This is a genomic window from Amycolatopsis anabasis (assembly GCF_009765355.1).
In the GTDB taxonomy this organism is placed as follows: Bacteria; Actinomycetota; Actinomycetes; order Mycobacteriales; family Pseudonocardiaceae; genus Amycolatopsis; species Amycolatopsis anabasis.
This window is the reverse complement of record NZ_VTHK01000019.1, coordinates 167,762-183,112: the sequence shown is the minus strand read 5'-3', so window position 1 is coordinate 183,112 and position 15,351 is coordinate 167,762. Positions and strand designations below refer to the sequence as shown.

Sequence of the window (15,351 nt, the reverse complement as noted above, 5' to 3'; positions counted from 1 at the left end):
CGTCTTCGGCGGCGGCCTGATTCCACTCGATTTGTCCGACGCCGCCGTCGGCGAAGAAGAACCGCCCCTGGTACTGCTCTGCTCCGCCGAACGGCTCGACAAGAGCGTGGTCAGCGAACTCAAATCGACCCTGCTCGCCCACCAGGGCGACACCCCGGTCCACCTCAAGCTGATGGGCAAGCAACGGCAGACCGTGTTCGCGCTCTACGACTACCCGGTCAAGGTCACCTCGATGCTGATGGGCGAACTCAAGGGCATCCCGGGGATCACCGCCAGCACGTAAGGCCGCCGAATACTGGGGGTCGTGAGTGGACAGACCGGTTCTAACCGGCCTGAACACTCACGACCATCCTCGCGAGTCCCCCGTTTCGGTCGTGCGAGTCCCGCATTCCGGTAGGCCGAGTTCCCCGTTTCGGTACACCGAGTGTGTAACTCGCGTGCCTGAATGTGTAGTTCGCTTACCTGGGTGTGTAGTTCGGCATGGCCTGGCATAGTGGGCTGGTGGGGTTTTTCGCTTGGGACAACAACACTTACTATCAGCCGCGGTTGTTGAGGGCGTTGCCGAAGCCTTGTGCGCGGGTGCTGGATGTGGGGTGTGGCAAGGGGGTGTTCGCGGCTCGGCTCGCGCGGCGGGCCGGGGAGGTGGATGCGCTCGACTCCTCGGCGGAGATGATCGCCGCGGCGAAGCGGAACGTGCCGGGGAACGTGACGTGCCTGCTCGGGGACGTCGGTGAAGTGTCCTTACCGGACGATTCCTACGACGCCATCACCAGTATCAGCGCGCTGCACCACATGTCGCTGCCGCACGTGTTGCCGAAGCTGGCCGCCGCATTGCGCCCGGGTGGTGTGCTGGTCGCGATCGCGCACTACCGGATGGAATATCCCCGCGATCTCCCGGCGCAGATACTGTCGCTGCTGACCATCTACGGGCGTCGCGCGGTGTTGCTGGGTGTGCCCAGTGCTCGCCGGTATCGCCGGGAACTGGACGAGAGCGGCATGCCGGTGAAAGATCCCGAGTTGACGCTGCCCGAAGTTCGGGGCCAGGTGCGGGACGTACTTCCGGAAGCGCGGGTGCGCAGGCTGGTGCAATGGCGCTACGAATTGGCTTGGCGTAAACCCGAAAGTAGTTAAGGGGCGGGAATTCCGATTCTGTCAGGGGCGAGTGGGAGAATGGAGCGACGCTGCACAGAGAGGTCCCGCGTTGTCCGGACAGATCAATCACAATCGGCACAAGCGCCGCTTGGGGCGCAAGCTCCGCGAGATGCGCGAGCGCGCCGGAATGACCCTGGTCGAAGCCGCGGCCAGGCTGGACAAGACCCGCGCCAGCCTGCACCGGGTCGAGGTAGGCCAGACCTTGGCCGATGTCCACCTGATCCGCACGATGATGGATATCTACGACGAGCGCGACGACAGCCTGCTCGAACTTTCCCGTGAGGCCAAGAAGAAGGGCTGGTGGTACGACTACTTCGGCCCGAGCAGTGAACCCAGCTATGTCGAGGACGAGGCGGCGGCAAGCCATGTCGCTTTGTTCGCGGCGCTGACCATTCCCGGACTCCTGCAAACCGAGGAGTACATCCGAGCGCACTTCGCCGCCACAAACATAGCCGGGGCCAAGACCCACGTGGATGACGTGGTCACTGTGCGACGGATTCGCCAGGAGCGGCTGTCAGATGCGGAGCGGCCCTTGTACCTGCGCGCGGTGATTGACGAATCAGCGCTGCGCCGGAGGGTGGGCGGTCCCGAAGTGATGCGCGGCCAGCTGCGACGGCTCGTCGCCATGGCCGACCTGCCGACCGTGACACTTCAGGTGCTCCCGGCGAACCTCGGTGCGCATGCCGCCATGAACGGCGCATTCACCGTGCTGACCTTCCCGGAACCCGACGAGACCGATGTGCAGTACGTGGACTACCAGGGTGGCTCCGCGCGCATCGAACAACCCGATCGAGTGAGAGAGACTAAGCTGGTCTTCGAACATCTCTGCGCGATGGCCTTGACGCCAGAGGACTCGATCCCTCCGATCGAGGAGGTGATCGCCGAACTGTAGGGCCCGAAGGGAGCGGTCATGCCAGGAGCCGCCGAGCTGACTGCCGCAGTGTGGCGCAAGAGCAGTCGATCCAGCACCGTCTCCGATCAACATGAGTGCGTCGAGGTGGCGTTCGTGGAGCCTGCGGTCGCTGTTCGGGATTCGAAGCGGCCCGAGGGGGGCGCGCTGATCTTCTCCGCTGCCACTTGGCGATACTTCCTGCGCACCGCGACCATGGGGGAGTGACCACACCACAACAGGAGCCCGCCCAGCCGGACCCGCGCCGCTGGAAGGCCCTCGCGGTCACCCTCACCGCCGGGTTCATGAGCCTGCTCGACGTGAGCATCGTCAACGTGGCGTTGCCGTCGATGCAGGACGGGCTCGGCGCCACCAGTGGCGGGATCCAGTGGGTGGTCTCCGGTTACGCGCTGACCTTCGGGCTGGTCCTGGTCTCCGGCGGGCGGCTCGGGGATGCGCTGGGGCGGCGGCGCATGTTCCTCATCGCGCTGGCCGCGTTCGTGCTCACCAGCGCGCTCGCCGGGGCGGCGCCGAACGAGACGATGCTGGTCGTCGCCCGCCTGCTGCAGGGTTGCGCGGCGGGCATGCTCACCCCGCAGAACACCGGCCTGATCCAGGACCTGTTCCGCGGCGGTGAGCGGGGCCGGGCGTTCGGCATGTTCGGCGCGGTGGTCGGGATCTCGACCGCGGTCGGCCCGGTGCTGGGCGGGCTGATCCTGTCCGCGTTCGGGCAGCCGGACGGCTGGCGCTGGGTGTTCTTCGTGAACATCCCGATCGGCGCGCTCGCGTTCGTGCTCGCGCTGCGGCTGCTGCCGCCCCTGCCCCGGAAAGACCGAAAACTCCGCTCGGAGATCGACTTCGTCGGGGTGCTGCTGCTCGGGGCCGCGGTGCTGGGCGTGCTGCTGCCCCTGGTCCAGTCCGAACAGGGCGGGCTGCGCACGCTGTGGTGGCTGTTCCCGATCGCCGGTGTGCTCGGCTTCGCGTTCGTCCGCTGGGAACGGCGGACCGTGCGCCGGGGCCGCCCGCCGCTGCTCGACCCGGGGCTGTTCACCACCACACCCGGTTACGCTTCGGGCGCCGCGCTCGGGGCGATCTACTTCTGCGGGTTCGCCGGGATCTGGCTGGTGTTCGCGGTCTTCTTCCAGCAGGGCATCGGTTACACGCCGCTGCAGTCCGGGCTGGCGGTCACGCCGTTCGCGCTGGGGTCCTCGGTTTCGGCCGCGGTGGCCGGTCGGCTGGTCGCGCGCTGGGGGCGCAAGCTGACCGTGCTCGGGCTCGGCCTGGTCACGCTCGGGCTGGCCGTGGTGGCGGTCGTGGCGGTGCTGGTGCCGCCGGAGGCGGTCGGCCCGGCGATCGCGTTGCCGTTGCTGGTGGCCGGGATCGGCGGCGGGATGGTGATCTCGCCGAACACCACGCTCACCCTGGAATGCGTGCCGACCCGGATGGCGGGCGCGGCCGGTGGCGCCCTGCAGACCGGGCAGCGGATCGGTACCGCCATCGGCACCGCGGTGCTCGCCTCGGTCTTCCACGCGGTCGTCACCGCGTCCGGGGGCCGCTACCCGCTGGCGCTTTCGGTGGCGATGGTGTGCGCGGTCGGCCTCACCGCGGTCGCGTTGCTCTTCGGCGTCGGCGAACTGCGGGCGCGGCGGGCCCGGGCGACACCCCGGACGGAAGAAGAGCGCGCCCGGCGCGAAGCCGAGCTGTCCTCCGCCGATGTCCAACGAGGTTGACCCGCTACTAAGTGTAATACCCATTAGGCTATTCGGGTGACAAGATCCCGAAGGTGCTGGTATTACGGAGAGCAACCAGGTAGACCTTAGGACGCCTTCACTGCGGGGTTTTTGCTACGGAGAGTGGCATTTCGGTCTACGGTTCGGGGATGGGGCCGGAAACCGGAACGACTGCGGGGTGCTGACTTTCCCTAGGGTCAGATACTCAGGGTCATCTCTCGGGCAAGCGACCGTCGGCGTCCGCGGGGGACCGTACGGCGGCGCATGCGGGGGCGGCCACTCCACGCAGCCGCCCCGTGGTCGAAGGCATCCGCTCGGGTGGGCCCGGTCCGGAGGGGGAGCCGGGCCCACCCGTCCACAGTGGACGTCCACGAAGTTTCACCCTCGCCCCGGATCGTGTCTGATTCGCCGATCACCCGGCACCGTGCTGGGATGAGTGCCGGAAACCGGCCAGTCGGGCGAGGAGTGGTAGATGTCCGAGGAATCCATCCGTCCCAGGCACCGCGTGCGGGTGTGGTACCGGCCGATGCGGCCGCGGGACAGCGACGAGGCGCACCGCGCGGCGACCCCGCTCGAGCTGCTGTTCGACCTCTGCTTCGTGGTCGCCGTGGGCCAGGCGGGCATCGCGCTGCACCACGCGCTCACCGAGAACCACATCGGCGAGGGGGTGCTCAACTACCTCCTGGTGTTCTTCGCGATCTGGTGGGGGTGGCTGCAGTTCACCTGGTTCGCCTCCGCCTACGACACCGACGACGGCCCGTACCGGCTGGCCACCTTCGTGCAGATCGCGGGCGCGCTGACCATCGCGGCCGGGGTGCAGAAGGGATTCGACGGCGACTACACGATCGTGGTCGTCGGCTACATCCTGATGCGCCTGGCATCGGTGGCCCAATGGTTGCGCGTCGCGCGCAGCGACCCCGGGCACCGGACGACGGCCCTGCGCTACGCGATCGGGACCGTGATCGTCCAGATCGGCTGGACCGCGCGGCTCGCCCTGCCCGCGTCCCTGTCGCTGGTGAGCTTCCTGGTCCTGGTGGTGGCCGAACTCGCGGTGCCGATGATCGCCGAACGCGCCCAGCCGACGACCTGGCACCCGCGCCACATCGCCGAACGGTACGGGCTGTTCACCATCATCGTGCTCGGCGAGACCATCCTCGCCGCGACCACCGCGATCAAGGAGGGCATCGACTCCGGGCACAACGTGGGCGCGCTCGTCTCCCTCGCCGCGGCCGGTCTGGTGATCGTGTTCGCGATGTGGTGGCTGTACTTCGACCAGCCGGGCCACCACCGGCTGACCACCTTGCGCTCCTCGATGACCTGGGGCTTCGGGCACTACCTGATCTTCGCCTCGGCGGCCGCCGTCGGCGCGGGGATGGAGGTCGCCGTCGACTACGACACGCACACCGCCCACCTGCCGACCACGGCCGCCGCGATGGCGATCACCGTGCCGGTCGCGGTGTTCGTGCTCTTCGTGTGGCTGCTGCACATCGGCCCCACCAACGAATGCCGCCCGATCGCGATCGGCTTCCCGGTCGCCGCGGCGGCGATCCTGGCCACCACGTTCAGCCCGGCCCCGGTCCACTTCACCGCCGTGGTGTGCGCCGCGCTCGTGCTCACCGTCGTGCTGGCTACCCGAGGTCATCCCCTCGAGCACTGACCAGCGCGGGCAGCACCGCGCCGAGCGGGCCGCGCAGCACGGCCGCGGCGAACCGGTCGTACGGGGTTTCCGAGCCGTTGCACACGACCACCGTCACCCCGTTGCTCGCGGCGAGGCCGACCAGGCCCGCCGCGGGCTGGACGGTCAGCGAGCTGCCCACGACGAGCATCAGGTCCCCGGCCCGGACGGCGTTCTGCGCGCGGTTCAGCACGTCCGGATCCAGCGGCTGGCCGAAGGAAATGGTGGCCGACTTGAGGATCCCGCCGCACAGCGCGCAGGACGGATCGGCTTCGCCCGCCCGGACCCGGGCCAGCGCCTCGCGCATGTCGCGGCGATCGGCGCAGGAGAGGCACTCGGTGTCGAACATGGTGCCGTGCAGTTCGAGCACGCGCTCCGGATCCGACCCGGCCTTCTGGTGCAGGCGGTCGATGTTCTGGGTCAGGATGGCGTGCAACCGGCCCGCGTGCTCCAGGTCGACCAGTGCCCGGTGCGCGGGGTTCGGTTCCGCGTGCCAGCCGGGATGGGACAGCCGCGCCTGCCACGACTGCTCCCGGACCTGTCTGCTGGTGACGTAGGCGTGCAGGTTGGACATCCGTTCCGCGGCCGGGTTCTTCGTCCACAACCCGTTCGGTCCGCGGAAGTCCGGGATACCCGACTCGGTGGAGATCCCGGCGCCGGTCATCGCGACGATGCGCCCGGCGCCGGCCACCAGGGACCGGGCCAGGCGCAGGTCGACCTGAGAATCCGTGCTGGGCATGCCCTCCATGATGCACGCCCGGGCAGAGCCCGCTACTTTTTCAGCGCGCTGCCCGCGAGCCACTTGTCCCACGGCACGGACCAGTCGCCGTAGAGGTCCCATACCGGCAGCTCCTTGCCGCCGGAGTTGGTCACCTCGACCACGTCCCCGAGCCCGAGGTTCTGGTAGAACCACTTCGCGTTCTCGTCGTTGAGGTTGATGCAGCCGTGCGAGACGTTCGAACTGCCCTGCTGGCCGACGCTGTTCGGGTTCTCGTGCACGAACTCGCCGTCGTTGGAGATCCGCTGCGACCACTTCTCGTTCGACTTGTAGTACCCGGGCTGGCCCTGGCACACGCCGTAGGTGCACGAATCCATGACGTAGTTCTCGTGCTTGTCCGAGATGACGTGCGGGCCGAGGTGCGTCGGGGTGGCGTCCTTGCCCATCGAAATGGGCATCGACTTCACCATCTGACCATTGTGGAAAATCTGCATCTGCTCGGTGTTGCCGTCCGCTTTGGCGACCCAGGAATCGTGGACCTGGTACTTCTCCGTGCGGTCCCCGGCACCGTAAACGCCATTGCCGAAATCGACACCGTAGACCTTCGCGGTGACGGTGAGTTTGGTGCCCGGCTGCCAGTATTCCTTCGGCCGGTAATGCACGTTCTTGTCGTCGATCCAGTACCAGCCGCCCTCCTGGGCGGGTTCGGAGACGACCGACAGCTGCTTCTCCACCGCGGCCTTGTCCTTCACCGGCTGGTTGAAGCTGAAGACGATCGGCTGGCCCACGCCGACCCCGGTGGACGCGACCGCGTTCGGCGCCGGGATGAGGTTCGGCTCGGCCTGCTGCTTCGGGGTCAGCGTGGTGATCCTCGCCTGCTGCTCGCCCGGCTTTCCGTTGGTGTCACTGGCCTTCGCGTCGATCTGGTACGTGCTGCCGTAGCCGAGCGGCTCGCTGGAGGTCCAGGTCGACTTGTCCGGGGAGAGGGCGCCGCTGACCTTCTTGCCCTTGGCGGTGTTGGTCACCGTCACCTCGGTCAGGGTGCCGTGGTCGGCCTTCACCGTGATCGGCGTCGCGGGGTTCACGTCGTTCCCGCCCGCCGGGGTGATCGTGAGGTTCATCGACGTGCCGGGCACCGCGCCGGGCTGCCCGCCCGGATCGCCGCCGTCGTCGCCGGACGAACACGCGGACAGAGCGAGTACGCCGACCAGCAGCGCGGAAAGTAATGACTTCTTTAGAAACATGTGGTCTCTTTTTTGGAAGGTCGGGTTTGCGGGCATCTGCATCAAAAGTACGCGATTGCGTGGACGCGCTTTCCCGCGGATTGTTGCACCCGAGTGGTGTGGATCACCCGGGGGTGCGATCCACCACGAGACCCGGCCCGCCGTACAGCCCCGGCCCGTTCACGGCGGTCCCGTCGAGGTAGGCGTGCGCGGCCTCGTAGGCCTGCTCGGCGAGCTGCTCGGTCCGGCTGAAATCCAAGGGGCTCAAGCGAATCGGCGCCGGGCCGGGCAGGTACACCACCGGCACCGCGGCCGCGGCGAGCGGCGCCTCGAGCACCGCCTGGTTGCGCATGCTGATCATCGCGGTGAACATCATCACCTCGGCGAAAGTCCGCGGTGGCGCGGGAATCCGGCTGGGGAACGCGCAGTCGAGCACCACCAGCGACGCGGCGCCCAGCTCGATCGCCTGCCGCATCGGGACGTTCGCCACCAGCCCGCCGTCGTAGAGCTGGCGACCGTCGTGGTGGACCGCGGGGAAGATCCCGGGGATCGCGCAGCTGGCCAGCAGCGCGGGGAGCAGGTCGCCGGAGCGCAGCAGCAGCGGCTGCGCGGTGTCGACGTCGGTGGTGACCACGCCGAACGGCAACGCGAGGTCCTCGAACCGCATGCCCGGGCCGACGTGCTCGTCGATGATCTTGGCCAGCCCCGAGTTGGGGAACAGGTGGGTCTTGCCCCGGTGCAGCGTGCGCACCTGGCTGAGCACCCCGCCGGGGAACGCCTCGTGCCGGGTCATCCCGGCCCAGATCGCCCGCAGCCGCTCGCCCGGGTCGGTCGAGGGCAGGGCCAGCACCGCGCCGTTGAGCGAACCCACCGAGGTGCCCACGACCAGATCCGGTTCGATCCCGGCCTCGGCGAGCGCCCGCAGCATGCCCACCTGCATGGCGCCCAGGCTGCCGCCGCCCCCGAGAACGAACCCGATCGGCCGAGGAAGTTCCATGCGGGCGAATCTAACTCCGGAACCGGTGCGCTGCCCGCCAAACGCCCGTGAGGGTGAGGAACCTGACCCACCCGCTCCAGCACGCGAGTTGCACGTTGGCGCACGCGAACTACACGTTCCGGCACGCGAGTTACACACTCGGGCATCCGAGTTGAGCGTTCGGGACCGCGAACCGCGCACTCGTGCCGCCGAGTGCGCACTTCAGGAAGCCCGGCCACGCCTCATCGCTGGGTTGGCGGCACTCGCCAGCCACCGCGAGTCCCGCCCGGGGCGCCGCGTTCGGTCTCGTGGGATGGCTCCGAATGTGTAACTCGCGTGCCTGAGTGTGTAGTTCGCTTGCCTGAGTGTGTAGTTCGGCTTCCGGAACGGGGAACTCGGGCTACCGAGACGGGGGACTCGCGGGGGCGTCGCTGGGTCGGCGGTTGACAGGGGTGCGTGGAGCGGTCAGAAAGGAACATAGTCGAACAAAGTGAAACAGCTGGGGAGGCGACCGTGGGTCACCGGCCATGGCGTCGACTACTGCCCGCCCTGCTCGCGTTCGTGCTCGCCGCGGCCGCGGTCCCGGCTGCCCGGGCGGTCCCCCCGGTGACCACCGACGCGACCTACTTCAACGACGCCCGCACCCCGGGGGCCGATCCGTTCGTCCGCTTCGACCGGGCGAGCGGCTACTACTACGCCTACTCGACCGAGGGTGCCGATCCCGGATACCACTTCGGCATCTACCGGTCCCCGGATCTGGCGACCTGGCAACGGATTCCCGGTGGCGCGTTGCGCGAGAACGATCCGCGCAACTGGGCCCACGACTGGTACTGGGCGCCCGAGGTCTACCACAACGAGCGGACCGGGATCTATTTCCTCTTCTATTCCGGCCGGATGAACAAGAATGTCGCCGAGCACTTCAAATACGCCGACTTCGAGGAGGCGTCCAAGGTCGGGGTGGCGGTTTCGCGGTCGCCGGACGGCCCGTTCACCGATATCGCCGCGGCGCCGCTGGACTACTACCCGTACGACCCGGACTACCACGACGTCAACCTGATCATGGACGCGACGCAGAAGAAGCCCCCGGCCACGCTGGAGGAGGGGCGGACCGCGCCGCTGGGCACCTACCTCCCGTTCATCGATCCGAACGTGTTCTTCGACGACGACGGCCGGATCTACCTGTACTTCTCCCGCAACGCCTACCGGAACTGGGTGTGGGACACCGATCTCGGGAAATACATCGAGGAATCCAACATCTACGCGGTCGAACTCACCGGTGACTGGTGGCGGGATCCCACCGGTACGACCATGCCCGCGATCCACCCCCGTTACCGCGACGCGAACCTCGGGCCGGGTGACCCGCCGGGCATCCGCAAGGACGGCTTCACCCCGATCATTTCCTACGGCGCCGACAAACAGGCATGGGAGAACGCGCATGTGCACGACTACGCGAAGACCGGTGGGCAGAAGAAGGACCGCCGCTGGGCCGAAGGGTCCACGACCGTCAAGGCGTACACCGGAACCGGAAAGCCGGTCTACTACCTGACCTATTCGGCGAACAACTTCGAGAACGAGTTCTACGGCGTCGGTTACGCGGTCGCGGACAGTCCACTCGGGCCGTGGCGGAAGAGCCCGGCGAATCCGGTACTCGCCCAGGACGCGGCCCGGGGCCTGTATTCCACCGGGCACGGCAGCATGGTCGCCTCGCCGGACGGCCGGGAGCGGTACTACGTCCACCACGGGCGTCCGTCCACAGTGGATTCCCGGCGGCTCTACACGGCACGGCTGCGGCTGGATCCGGATCGGCGGGGGCTCACGATCGCCGGTTCGACCGCGGACCGGCCCATTCCGTCCGGAGTGGCCCCGTTCGCCCTGCGCCCCGCGGACCGCCTGCTGTTCACCCGGTCCGGCGTCCCGGTGTCCACCACGGTCGAGGTGTCCGGGGCGAGCGGCGGCGATTTCGACCTGGCCAATCCGCTCAACCGGATCCGGGCCGAACTCCGGCCGGTGTCGGCGGGCGCGGTCCGGGTGCGCGGAAATCGGGTCACGGTCACCCCGAACGCTCCGGGAGTTGCCGTTCTCCACGTCGTCTACCAGCGGGAAAGGGCCGCGGGTGGCTATTTCGACGTGACCCAGGGGGCCGGGCCGAGGCGGGAATCCGTCTCGGCGGACGTGCGGGTTGTCACCTGGTAGACAAAAATTCAATCACGACCTCTTGTCAAACCATTCAGTTACACCCATTCGGGGTATAGGGTCATCAGATGGCCGAGTTGGAGCTACGCCATTTGCGCGCGGTGCGTGCGGTGGCGGCGACCGGCAGCGTCAGCAAGGCGTCCACGCTCCTCGGGATCAGCCAGCCGGCCCTGACCGCGCAGCTCAAGCGGATCGAGAAGATCCTCGGCGGCGAGCTGTTCGAGCGCAGCGCGCAGGGCAGCCGGCCCACCGCGCTCGGCGGGTTCGTGCTCAACCGCGCGGACGCCCTGCTGGCCGACATGCAGGCGCTCGTGGTGTCCGCGCGCCAGCACGGCGACGCGACGCGGCCCTCGATGCTGCGCGTCGGCTACATCCCGCTGCTGATGATCGGCGGCCTGATCGAGCAACTCGGTCAGCGGCTCCCGCAACTCGATGTGCAGACCTGGGGCGAACCGGCCGCCGGGATGCTGCTCAAGCTGCTGTCCACCGGCCGGGTCGACGTGGCGCTGCTGGAGCGGTTCGACGGGATGGAGCCGCACCACTACGACGGGCTGACCGTCCGGCAGTTCGCCACCGAACCGATCTTCATCGGCATCGCGGAAGGCCATCCGGCGATCAAGGACGACGCCGTGTCGCTCAGCGATCTCGCCGACTGCGACTGGATCCTGCCGCCGCCGCACGAGAACGCGGTGCGCATCCGCCTGCAGACCGCGTGCGCCGACGCGGGCTTCGTGCCCCGGGTGCGGCACTACACCTCGGAGGCGGGCACCGCGGGGACGCTCATCGCGCAGGGCGCGGTCTGCCTCGCCCAGGCGGCGTCCGCCCCGCCGCGCGGGCTGCGCGCGCTGCCGCTGACCGGCGATCCCATCCATACCAGTTTGCTATTCGCCATGCGTGATAACGACGCGCTGTTGCCGTTGATGGAACAGGTCTTCCGCTGCGTCGCGCTCGCCTACCGGTCGACGATCGGCCGCAATCCGCTTTTCCAGCGCTGGTGGGACGACCATCCCGAGGCGCACAGCGATCTGGACGCGGTCCTCGCCGAGATCGAGCGCAACGACAATGACTCTGACGGAGAGTAACTCTCGGTGCCCATAACGTGTGGATTATGCCCGTTGGGATTACCCACTTTCCGGTGACGGATCGAAGCTGAACTACGCCCCGATCGCCCCCGGCGCCCTCCGATCCTAGGCGCCGCACCCTGCTCTGCGACCGGGGCGTCAGCCGGTCACCCCTGCGACCGGCCGGAAAGGAGCATTCATGCGTCCGAAAGTTGTGTCCAGACGGCGAACCCGATGGGCCGGAGCCGTTTTCGGAGGCCTCGCCGCGGCGAGCCTGCTGGTGGCTCCCGCGGCGGCCGCGGACTCTTCGGCCACCGCCGACAGTTCGCCGCTCGCAGCCAAGAAGCTGTCGATCAGCCAGCAGGTCCAGGTGCAGAACCAGTGGTGCTGGGCGGCGAGCGGGCTGACCATCGCGCACTACCTCGGCAAGGGCACCAACCTCAACCAGAACGCCTTCTGCAACCTCTCCCGCGGTTACCCGCAGAACGGCCAGTGCCCCAACCAGGCCGGCTACCTCAGCTGGGTCCAGCGGGGATACCAGGCGATCGGCCTGAGCCCCGGGACGGTCGGCGGCGCGTTGAGCTTCAGCGCGGTCCAGGCCGAGATCGATGGGAACCGTCCCATCGAGACCGGTATCTACTGGACCGCGGGTGGCGGGCACGCCCAGGTCATCCACGGCTACGACGCCACCACGAACATGGTCTATTACGGCGACCCGTGGCCGTCGAGCGCGCGGTACAGCTCGATGACGCATTCGAGCTACCGGAGCAACGGCCAGTTCCGCTGGGCCGAGGCGCTGTACCGGATTGGGGCGTGAAGGAGCGATGATGAAGTTCTCGAAAGCGTTCCGCGCGCTGACCATCGGCGGCATCGGCCTCGCTGCCGTGCTCACCCTGGGCGTGCTGCCCGCCTCCGGCGCCCCCGCCGGGGTTTCCGGGGCCGAGGTCGACGCCGCCAAGCAGGCGGCCGCGGGACCCGACACCACCACGAAGCTCGCGCATTTCTTCGTCCAGCTGGACCAGCGGGGCAGCGCGGGGAAACTGAGCCAGGCGCAGATCGACGCGGCCTCGGTGGCGAAGGCGCCGAAGGTGGACGGTGAACCGCTGCAGGTGTTCTCGCTCAACCCGGCGTTCGTCGCCGGGAAGGCGGACGTGCCGGTCGCGGAGTTCGCGTACCTGTCGATGCGGGCGCGCTCGGCGGCCGGGCAGGAAGCCACGATCTGGCTGACGCCGGAGCCGAACGGCTGGCAGGCGACCAACCTGACCACCGGCACCGAAGAGGTCACCTACCCGGCGCAGGCGGGTGGCGATCTGGTGTTCACCGAACCGCAGATCAACGCCTGGTACCGGGTGCGCGGTGACCAGGTCGTGCCGCTCAACGACCCGGCCCGGGCGCGGGTCGGCCAGGGCACCACGCTGGCCGGCTACCAGTCGATCGTGCACCAGCAGTACGGCGACAAGCTGCCCGGTTCGGATTACGTCAACCAGGGCCGGTTGGGCGGTTACCAGCCGCGTGACCTGGCTCCAGCCGATTCGGCGAGCGGGCAGTCCGTTTCTCCGCTGCTCGCGGGGGTCGCCGGGCTCGCGGTGGTGCTGGCCGCGGCCGGCTGGATCGTTCGGCGACGGGTGGTGATCGGCACCCGACGCTGAACCGCGAGGACCGGTAGCCGGGCGAAACCCCGATTTCGCCCGGCTACCGGTTTTCTTTTCGCTACTCGTGGGTAACACTCGTCACATAGTCCTTGACGGCTCGACGAGGGAGGTCACGGTGGCCGAGCAACCGAAGGTGACCGAAAAGGAAGCCCGGGCAGTCGCGGAGGAGGCGCGCGAGAGCGGTTGGCACAAGCCCTCGTTCGCCAAGGAGCTCTACCTCGGCCGCTTCCGGCTCGATCTGGTCCACCCGCATCCCCGCCCGACGGCCGAGGCCGACGCCAAGGCCGAGAAGTTCCTGACCGAACTGCGGGCCTACTGCGAAACCCTGGACGGGAGCGTGATCGAACGCGAGTCCCGGATCCCGGACGAGTACGTCAAGGGCCTGGCCGAACTGGGCTGCTTCGGCGTCAAGATCCCGGAGGAGTACGGCGGGCTCGGCCTGACCCAGGTCGCCTACAACCGCGCGCTCATGCTCGTCGGGTCGGTGAATCCGACGCTCGGCGTGCTGCTGTCGGCGCACCAGTCGATCGGGGTGCCCGAACCGCTGAAGCTCGCCGGAACGCCCGAGCAGAAGGCGAAGTTCCTGCCGCGCTGCGCGCGCGGGGCGGTCACCGCGTTCCTGCTCACCGAACCGGACGTGGGTTCGGACCCGGCGCGGCTGGCGACCTCGGCGACCCCGACCGAGGACGGCGAGGGGTACGAGCTGAACGGCGTGAAACTGTGGACCACCAACGGGGTGGTCGCCGAGCTGGTCGTCGTGATGGCCCGGGTGCCGCGGAGCGAGGGGCACCGCGGCGGGGTCACCGCGTTCATCGTCGAGGCGGATTCGCCGGGGATCACCGTCGAGCGCCGCAACGCGTTCATGGGCCTGCGCGGCATCGAGAACGGGGTGACCCGGTTCCACAACGTCCGGGTGTCCAAGGACGACATGGTCGGCCGGGAAGGCGAGGGGCTGAAGATCGCGCTGGCCACGCTGAACACCGGGCGCCTGTCGATCCCGGCGCTGTGCGCGGGGGCGGGGAAGTGGTGCCTGAAGATCGCCCGCGAATGGTCCGCCGAACGCGTCCAGTGGGGCAAACCGGTGGGCGAGCACGGGGCGGTGGCGAACAAGATCGCGTTCATCGCCGCGACCACGTTCGCGCTGGAGAGCGTGCTCGACCTGTCCGGTCACATGAGCGACGAAGGCCGCAACGACATTCGCATCGAGGCGGCGCTGGCCAAGCTCTGGGCGAGTGAGATGTCCTGCCTGGTCGCCGACGAGCTGATGCAGATCCGCGGCGGCCGGGGTTACGAGACGGCGGAATCCCTGGCCGCGCGCGGCGAACGCGCGGTGCCGGTCGAGCAGATCGTCCGCGACCTGCGCATCAACCGGATCTTCGAGGGCTCGACGGAGATCATGCACCTGCTCATCGCCCGCGAGGCGGTGGACGCCCACCTGTCCGCCGCGGGTGCGCTGGCCGACGCCGAGGCCGACGTCAAGACCAAGGCGAAGGCGGCCGCGAAGGCGAGCACGTTCTACGCGAAGTGGCTGCCGCAGCTGGTCACCGGGCGTGGCCAGGTGCCGACTTCCTTCCGCGAATTCGGCTCGCTCGCCGGGCATCTCCGGTATGTCGAACGGACCGCGCGCAAGCTGGCCCGGTCGACGTTCTACGGGATGGCGCGCTGGCAGGCGGGGCTGGAGAAGCGGCAGGGTTTCCTGGCCCGGGTGGTGGACATCGGGGCCGAACTGTTCGCGATGTCGGCGAGTTGTGTGCGGGCGGAGATGCTGCGCGCCGACGACCCCGGCCAGGGCGAGGCGGCCTACGAGCTGGCGGACACCTTCTGCGAGCAGTCCCGCCTGCGCGTCGAGAAGCTCTTCGACGCGCTGTGGACGAACACCGACGACGCCGATTTCCGGCTGGCGGCGAACACCCTCTCCGGCCGGTACACCTGGCTCGAGGCGGGCGTGCTGGACCCCAGCGAGGGAACCGGCCCGTGGATCGCCCACTGGGAACCGGGCGCTTCGCAGGTCGAGAACGTGGCCCGCCGCTACACCACGGGCACCAGCTGATCAGGTTGTGCACTTTGTCGGCCAAGTGCGAC

The 15,351-nt window shown here is 68.6% G+C and carries 14 protein-coding genes; 11 read left to right on the top strand and 3 right to left on the bottom strand.

Annotation, left to right across the window (positions count from 1 at the left end):
* The 6 genes from FXO23_RS25100 to FXO23_RS25075 form a co-directional block, all read left to right on the top strand.
* A partial coding sequence (locus FXO23_RS25100; RefSeq protein ID WP_158887873.1) for a hypothetical protein occupies positions 1-283 on the top strand: 283 nt, incomplete at its 5' end.
* Between the two features lie 197 nt (positions 284-480).
* Entirely contained in the window at positions 481-1,131 is a 651-nt protein-coding gene (locus FXO23_RS25095; protein ID WP_158887872.1) for a class I SAM-dependent methyltransferase, read from the top strand.
* Between the two features lie 70 nt (positions 1,132-1,201).
* Complete coding sequence (locus FXO23_RS25090) at positions 1,202-2,044, top strand: helix-turn-helix domain-containing protein (RefSeq protein ID WP_158887871.1); 843 nt, start codon at positions 1,202-1,204, stop codon at positions 2,042-2,044.
* Positions 2,045-2,062: 18 nt separating this feature from the next.
* Positions 2,063-2,269 carry a DUF397 domain-containing protein gene (locus FXO23_RS25085; protein ID WP_158887870.1) on the top strand — a complete coding sequence of 69 codons (207 nt, stop codon included), beginning with the start codon at positions 2,063-2,065 and terminating at the stop codon, positions 2,267-2,269.
* On the top strand, positions 2,266-3,771 hold the full coding sequence (locus FXO23_RS25080) for an MFS transporter (RefSeq protein ID WP_281356592.1): 1,506 nt from the start codon (positions 2,266-2,268) through the stop codon (positions 3,769-3,771). The genes FXO23_RS25085 and FXO23_RS25080 overlap by 4 nt, the downstream gene beginning before the upstream one ends.
* A gap of 472 nt (positions 3,772-4,243) precedes the next feature.
* Positions 4,244-5,428, top strand: a complete 1,185-nt coding sequence (locus FXO23_RS25075) for a low temperature requirement protein A (RefSeq protein ID WP_158887869.1) — start codon at positions 4,244-4,246, stop codon at positions 5,426-5,428.
* On the opposite strand, the gene FXO23_RS25070 is transcribed toward FXO23_RS25075, so the two are convergent.
* The 3 genes from FXO23_RS25070 to FXO23_RS25060 form a co-directional block, all read right to left on the bottom strand.
* The gene (locus tag FXO23_RS25070) at positions 5,400-6,185 is read right to left on the bottom strand and encodes an SIR2 family NAD-dependent protein deacylase (RefSeq protein WP_158887868.1); all 786 of its coding nucleotides are present in this window, start codon (positions 6,183-6,185) and stop codon (positions 5,400-5,402) included. The genes FXO23_RS25075 and FXO23_RS25070 overlap by 29 nt on opposite strands.
* 32 nt (positions 6,186-6,217) lie before the next feature.
* Entirely contained in the window at positions 6,218-7,408 is a 1,191-nt protein-coding gene (locus tag FXO23_RS25065; protein ID WP_158887867.1) for a L,D-transpeptidase, read from the bottom strand.
* A gap of 103 nt (positions 7,409-7,511) precedes the next feature.
* Positions 7,512-8,384, bottom strand: a complete 873-nt coding sequence (locus tag FXO23_RS25060) for a patatin-like phospholipase family protein (protein WP_158887866.1) — start codon at positions 8,382-8,384, stop codon at positions 7,512-7,514.
* A gap of 492 nt (positions 8,385-8,876) precedes the next feature.
* Between FXO23_RS25060 and FXO23_RS25055 the strand changes: the two genes are divergently transcribed.
* From FXO23_RS25055 to FXO23_RS25035, 5 genes are all read left to right on the top strand, one after another.
* The gene (locus FXO23_RS25055; RefSeq protein ID WP_246257764.1) at positions 8,877-10,556 is read left to right on the top strand and encodes a glycoside hydrolase family 43 protein; all 1,680 of its coding nucleotides are present in this window, start codon (positions 8,877-8,879) and stop codon (positions 10,554-10,556) included.
* Positions 10,557-10,624: 68 nt separating this feature from the next.
* Entirely contained in the window at positions 10,625-11,638 is a 1,014-nt protein-coding gene (locus tag FXO23_RS25050; protein ID WP_158887865.1) for a LysR family transcriptional regulator, read from the top strand.
* Between the two features lie 178 nt (positions 11,639-11,816).
* Positions 11,817-12,434, top strand: coding sequence for a papain-like cysteine protease family protein (locus FXO23_RS25045; RefSeq protein ID WP_158887864.1), 618 nt, complete (start codon positions 11,817-11,819; stop codon positions 12,432-12,434).
* Between the two features lie 10 nt (positions 12,435-12,444).
* Positions 12,445-13,266 carry a hypothetical protein gene (locus FXO23_RS25040; RefSeq protein WP_158887863.1) on the top strand — a complete coding sequence of 274 codons (822 nt, stop codon included), beginning with the start codon at positions 12,445-12,447 and terminating at the stop codon, positions 13,264-13,266.
* Between the two features lie 118 nt (positions 13,267-13,384).
* Entirely contained in the window at positions 13,385-15,319 is a 1,935-nt protein-coding gene (locus FXO23_RS25035) for an acyl-CoA dehydrogenase family protein (protein WP_158887862.1), read from the top strand.
* Positions 15,320-15,351: the final 32 nt, after the last annotated feature.

Bases quoted from the DNA above. Each gene is read 5' to 3' on its own strand.
- FXO23_RS25060 (WP_158887866.1), bottom strand. From the start codon at position 8,384: ATGGAACTTCCTCGGCCGATCGGGTTCGTTCTCGGGGGCGGCGGCAGC.
- FXO23_RS25050 (WP_158887865.1), top strand. From the start codon at position 10,625: ATGGCCGAGTTGGAGCTACGCCATTTGCGCGCGGTGCGTGCGGTGGCG.
- FXO23_RS25065 (WP_158887867.1), bottom strand. From the start codon at position 7,408: ATGTTTCTAAAGAAGTCATTACTTTCCGCGCTGCTGGTCGGCGTACTC.
- FXO23_RS25045 (WP_158887864.1), top strand. From the start codon at position 11,817: ATGCGTCCGAAAGTTGTGTCCAGACGGCGAACCCGATGGGCCGGAGCC.
- FXO23_RS25085 (WP_158887870.1), top strand. From the start codon at position 2,063: ATGCCAGGAGCCGCCGAGCTGACTGCCGCAGTGTGGCGCAAGAGCAGT.
- FXO23_RS25040 (WP_158887863.1), top strand. From the start codon at position 12,445: ATGAAGTTCTCGAAAGCGTTCCGCGCGCTGACCATCGGCGGCATCGGC.
- FXO23_RS25095 (WP_158887872.1), top strand. From the start codon at position 481: ATGGCCTGGCATAGTGGGCTGGTGGGGTTTTTCGCTTGGGACAACAAC.
- FXO23_RS25075 (WP_158887869.1), top strand. From the start codon at position 4,244: ATGTCCGAGGAATCCATCCGTCCCAGGCACCGCGTGCGGGTGTGGTAC.
- FXO23_RS25070 (WP_158887868.1), bottom strand. From the start codon at position 6,185: ATGCCCAGCACGGATTCTCAGGTCGACCTGCGCCTGGCCCGGTCCCTG.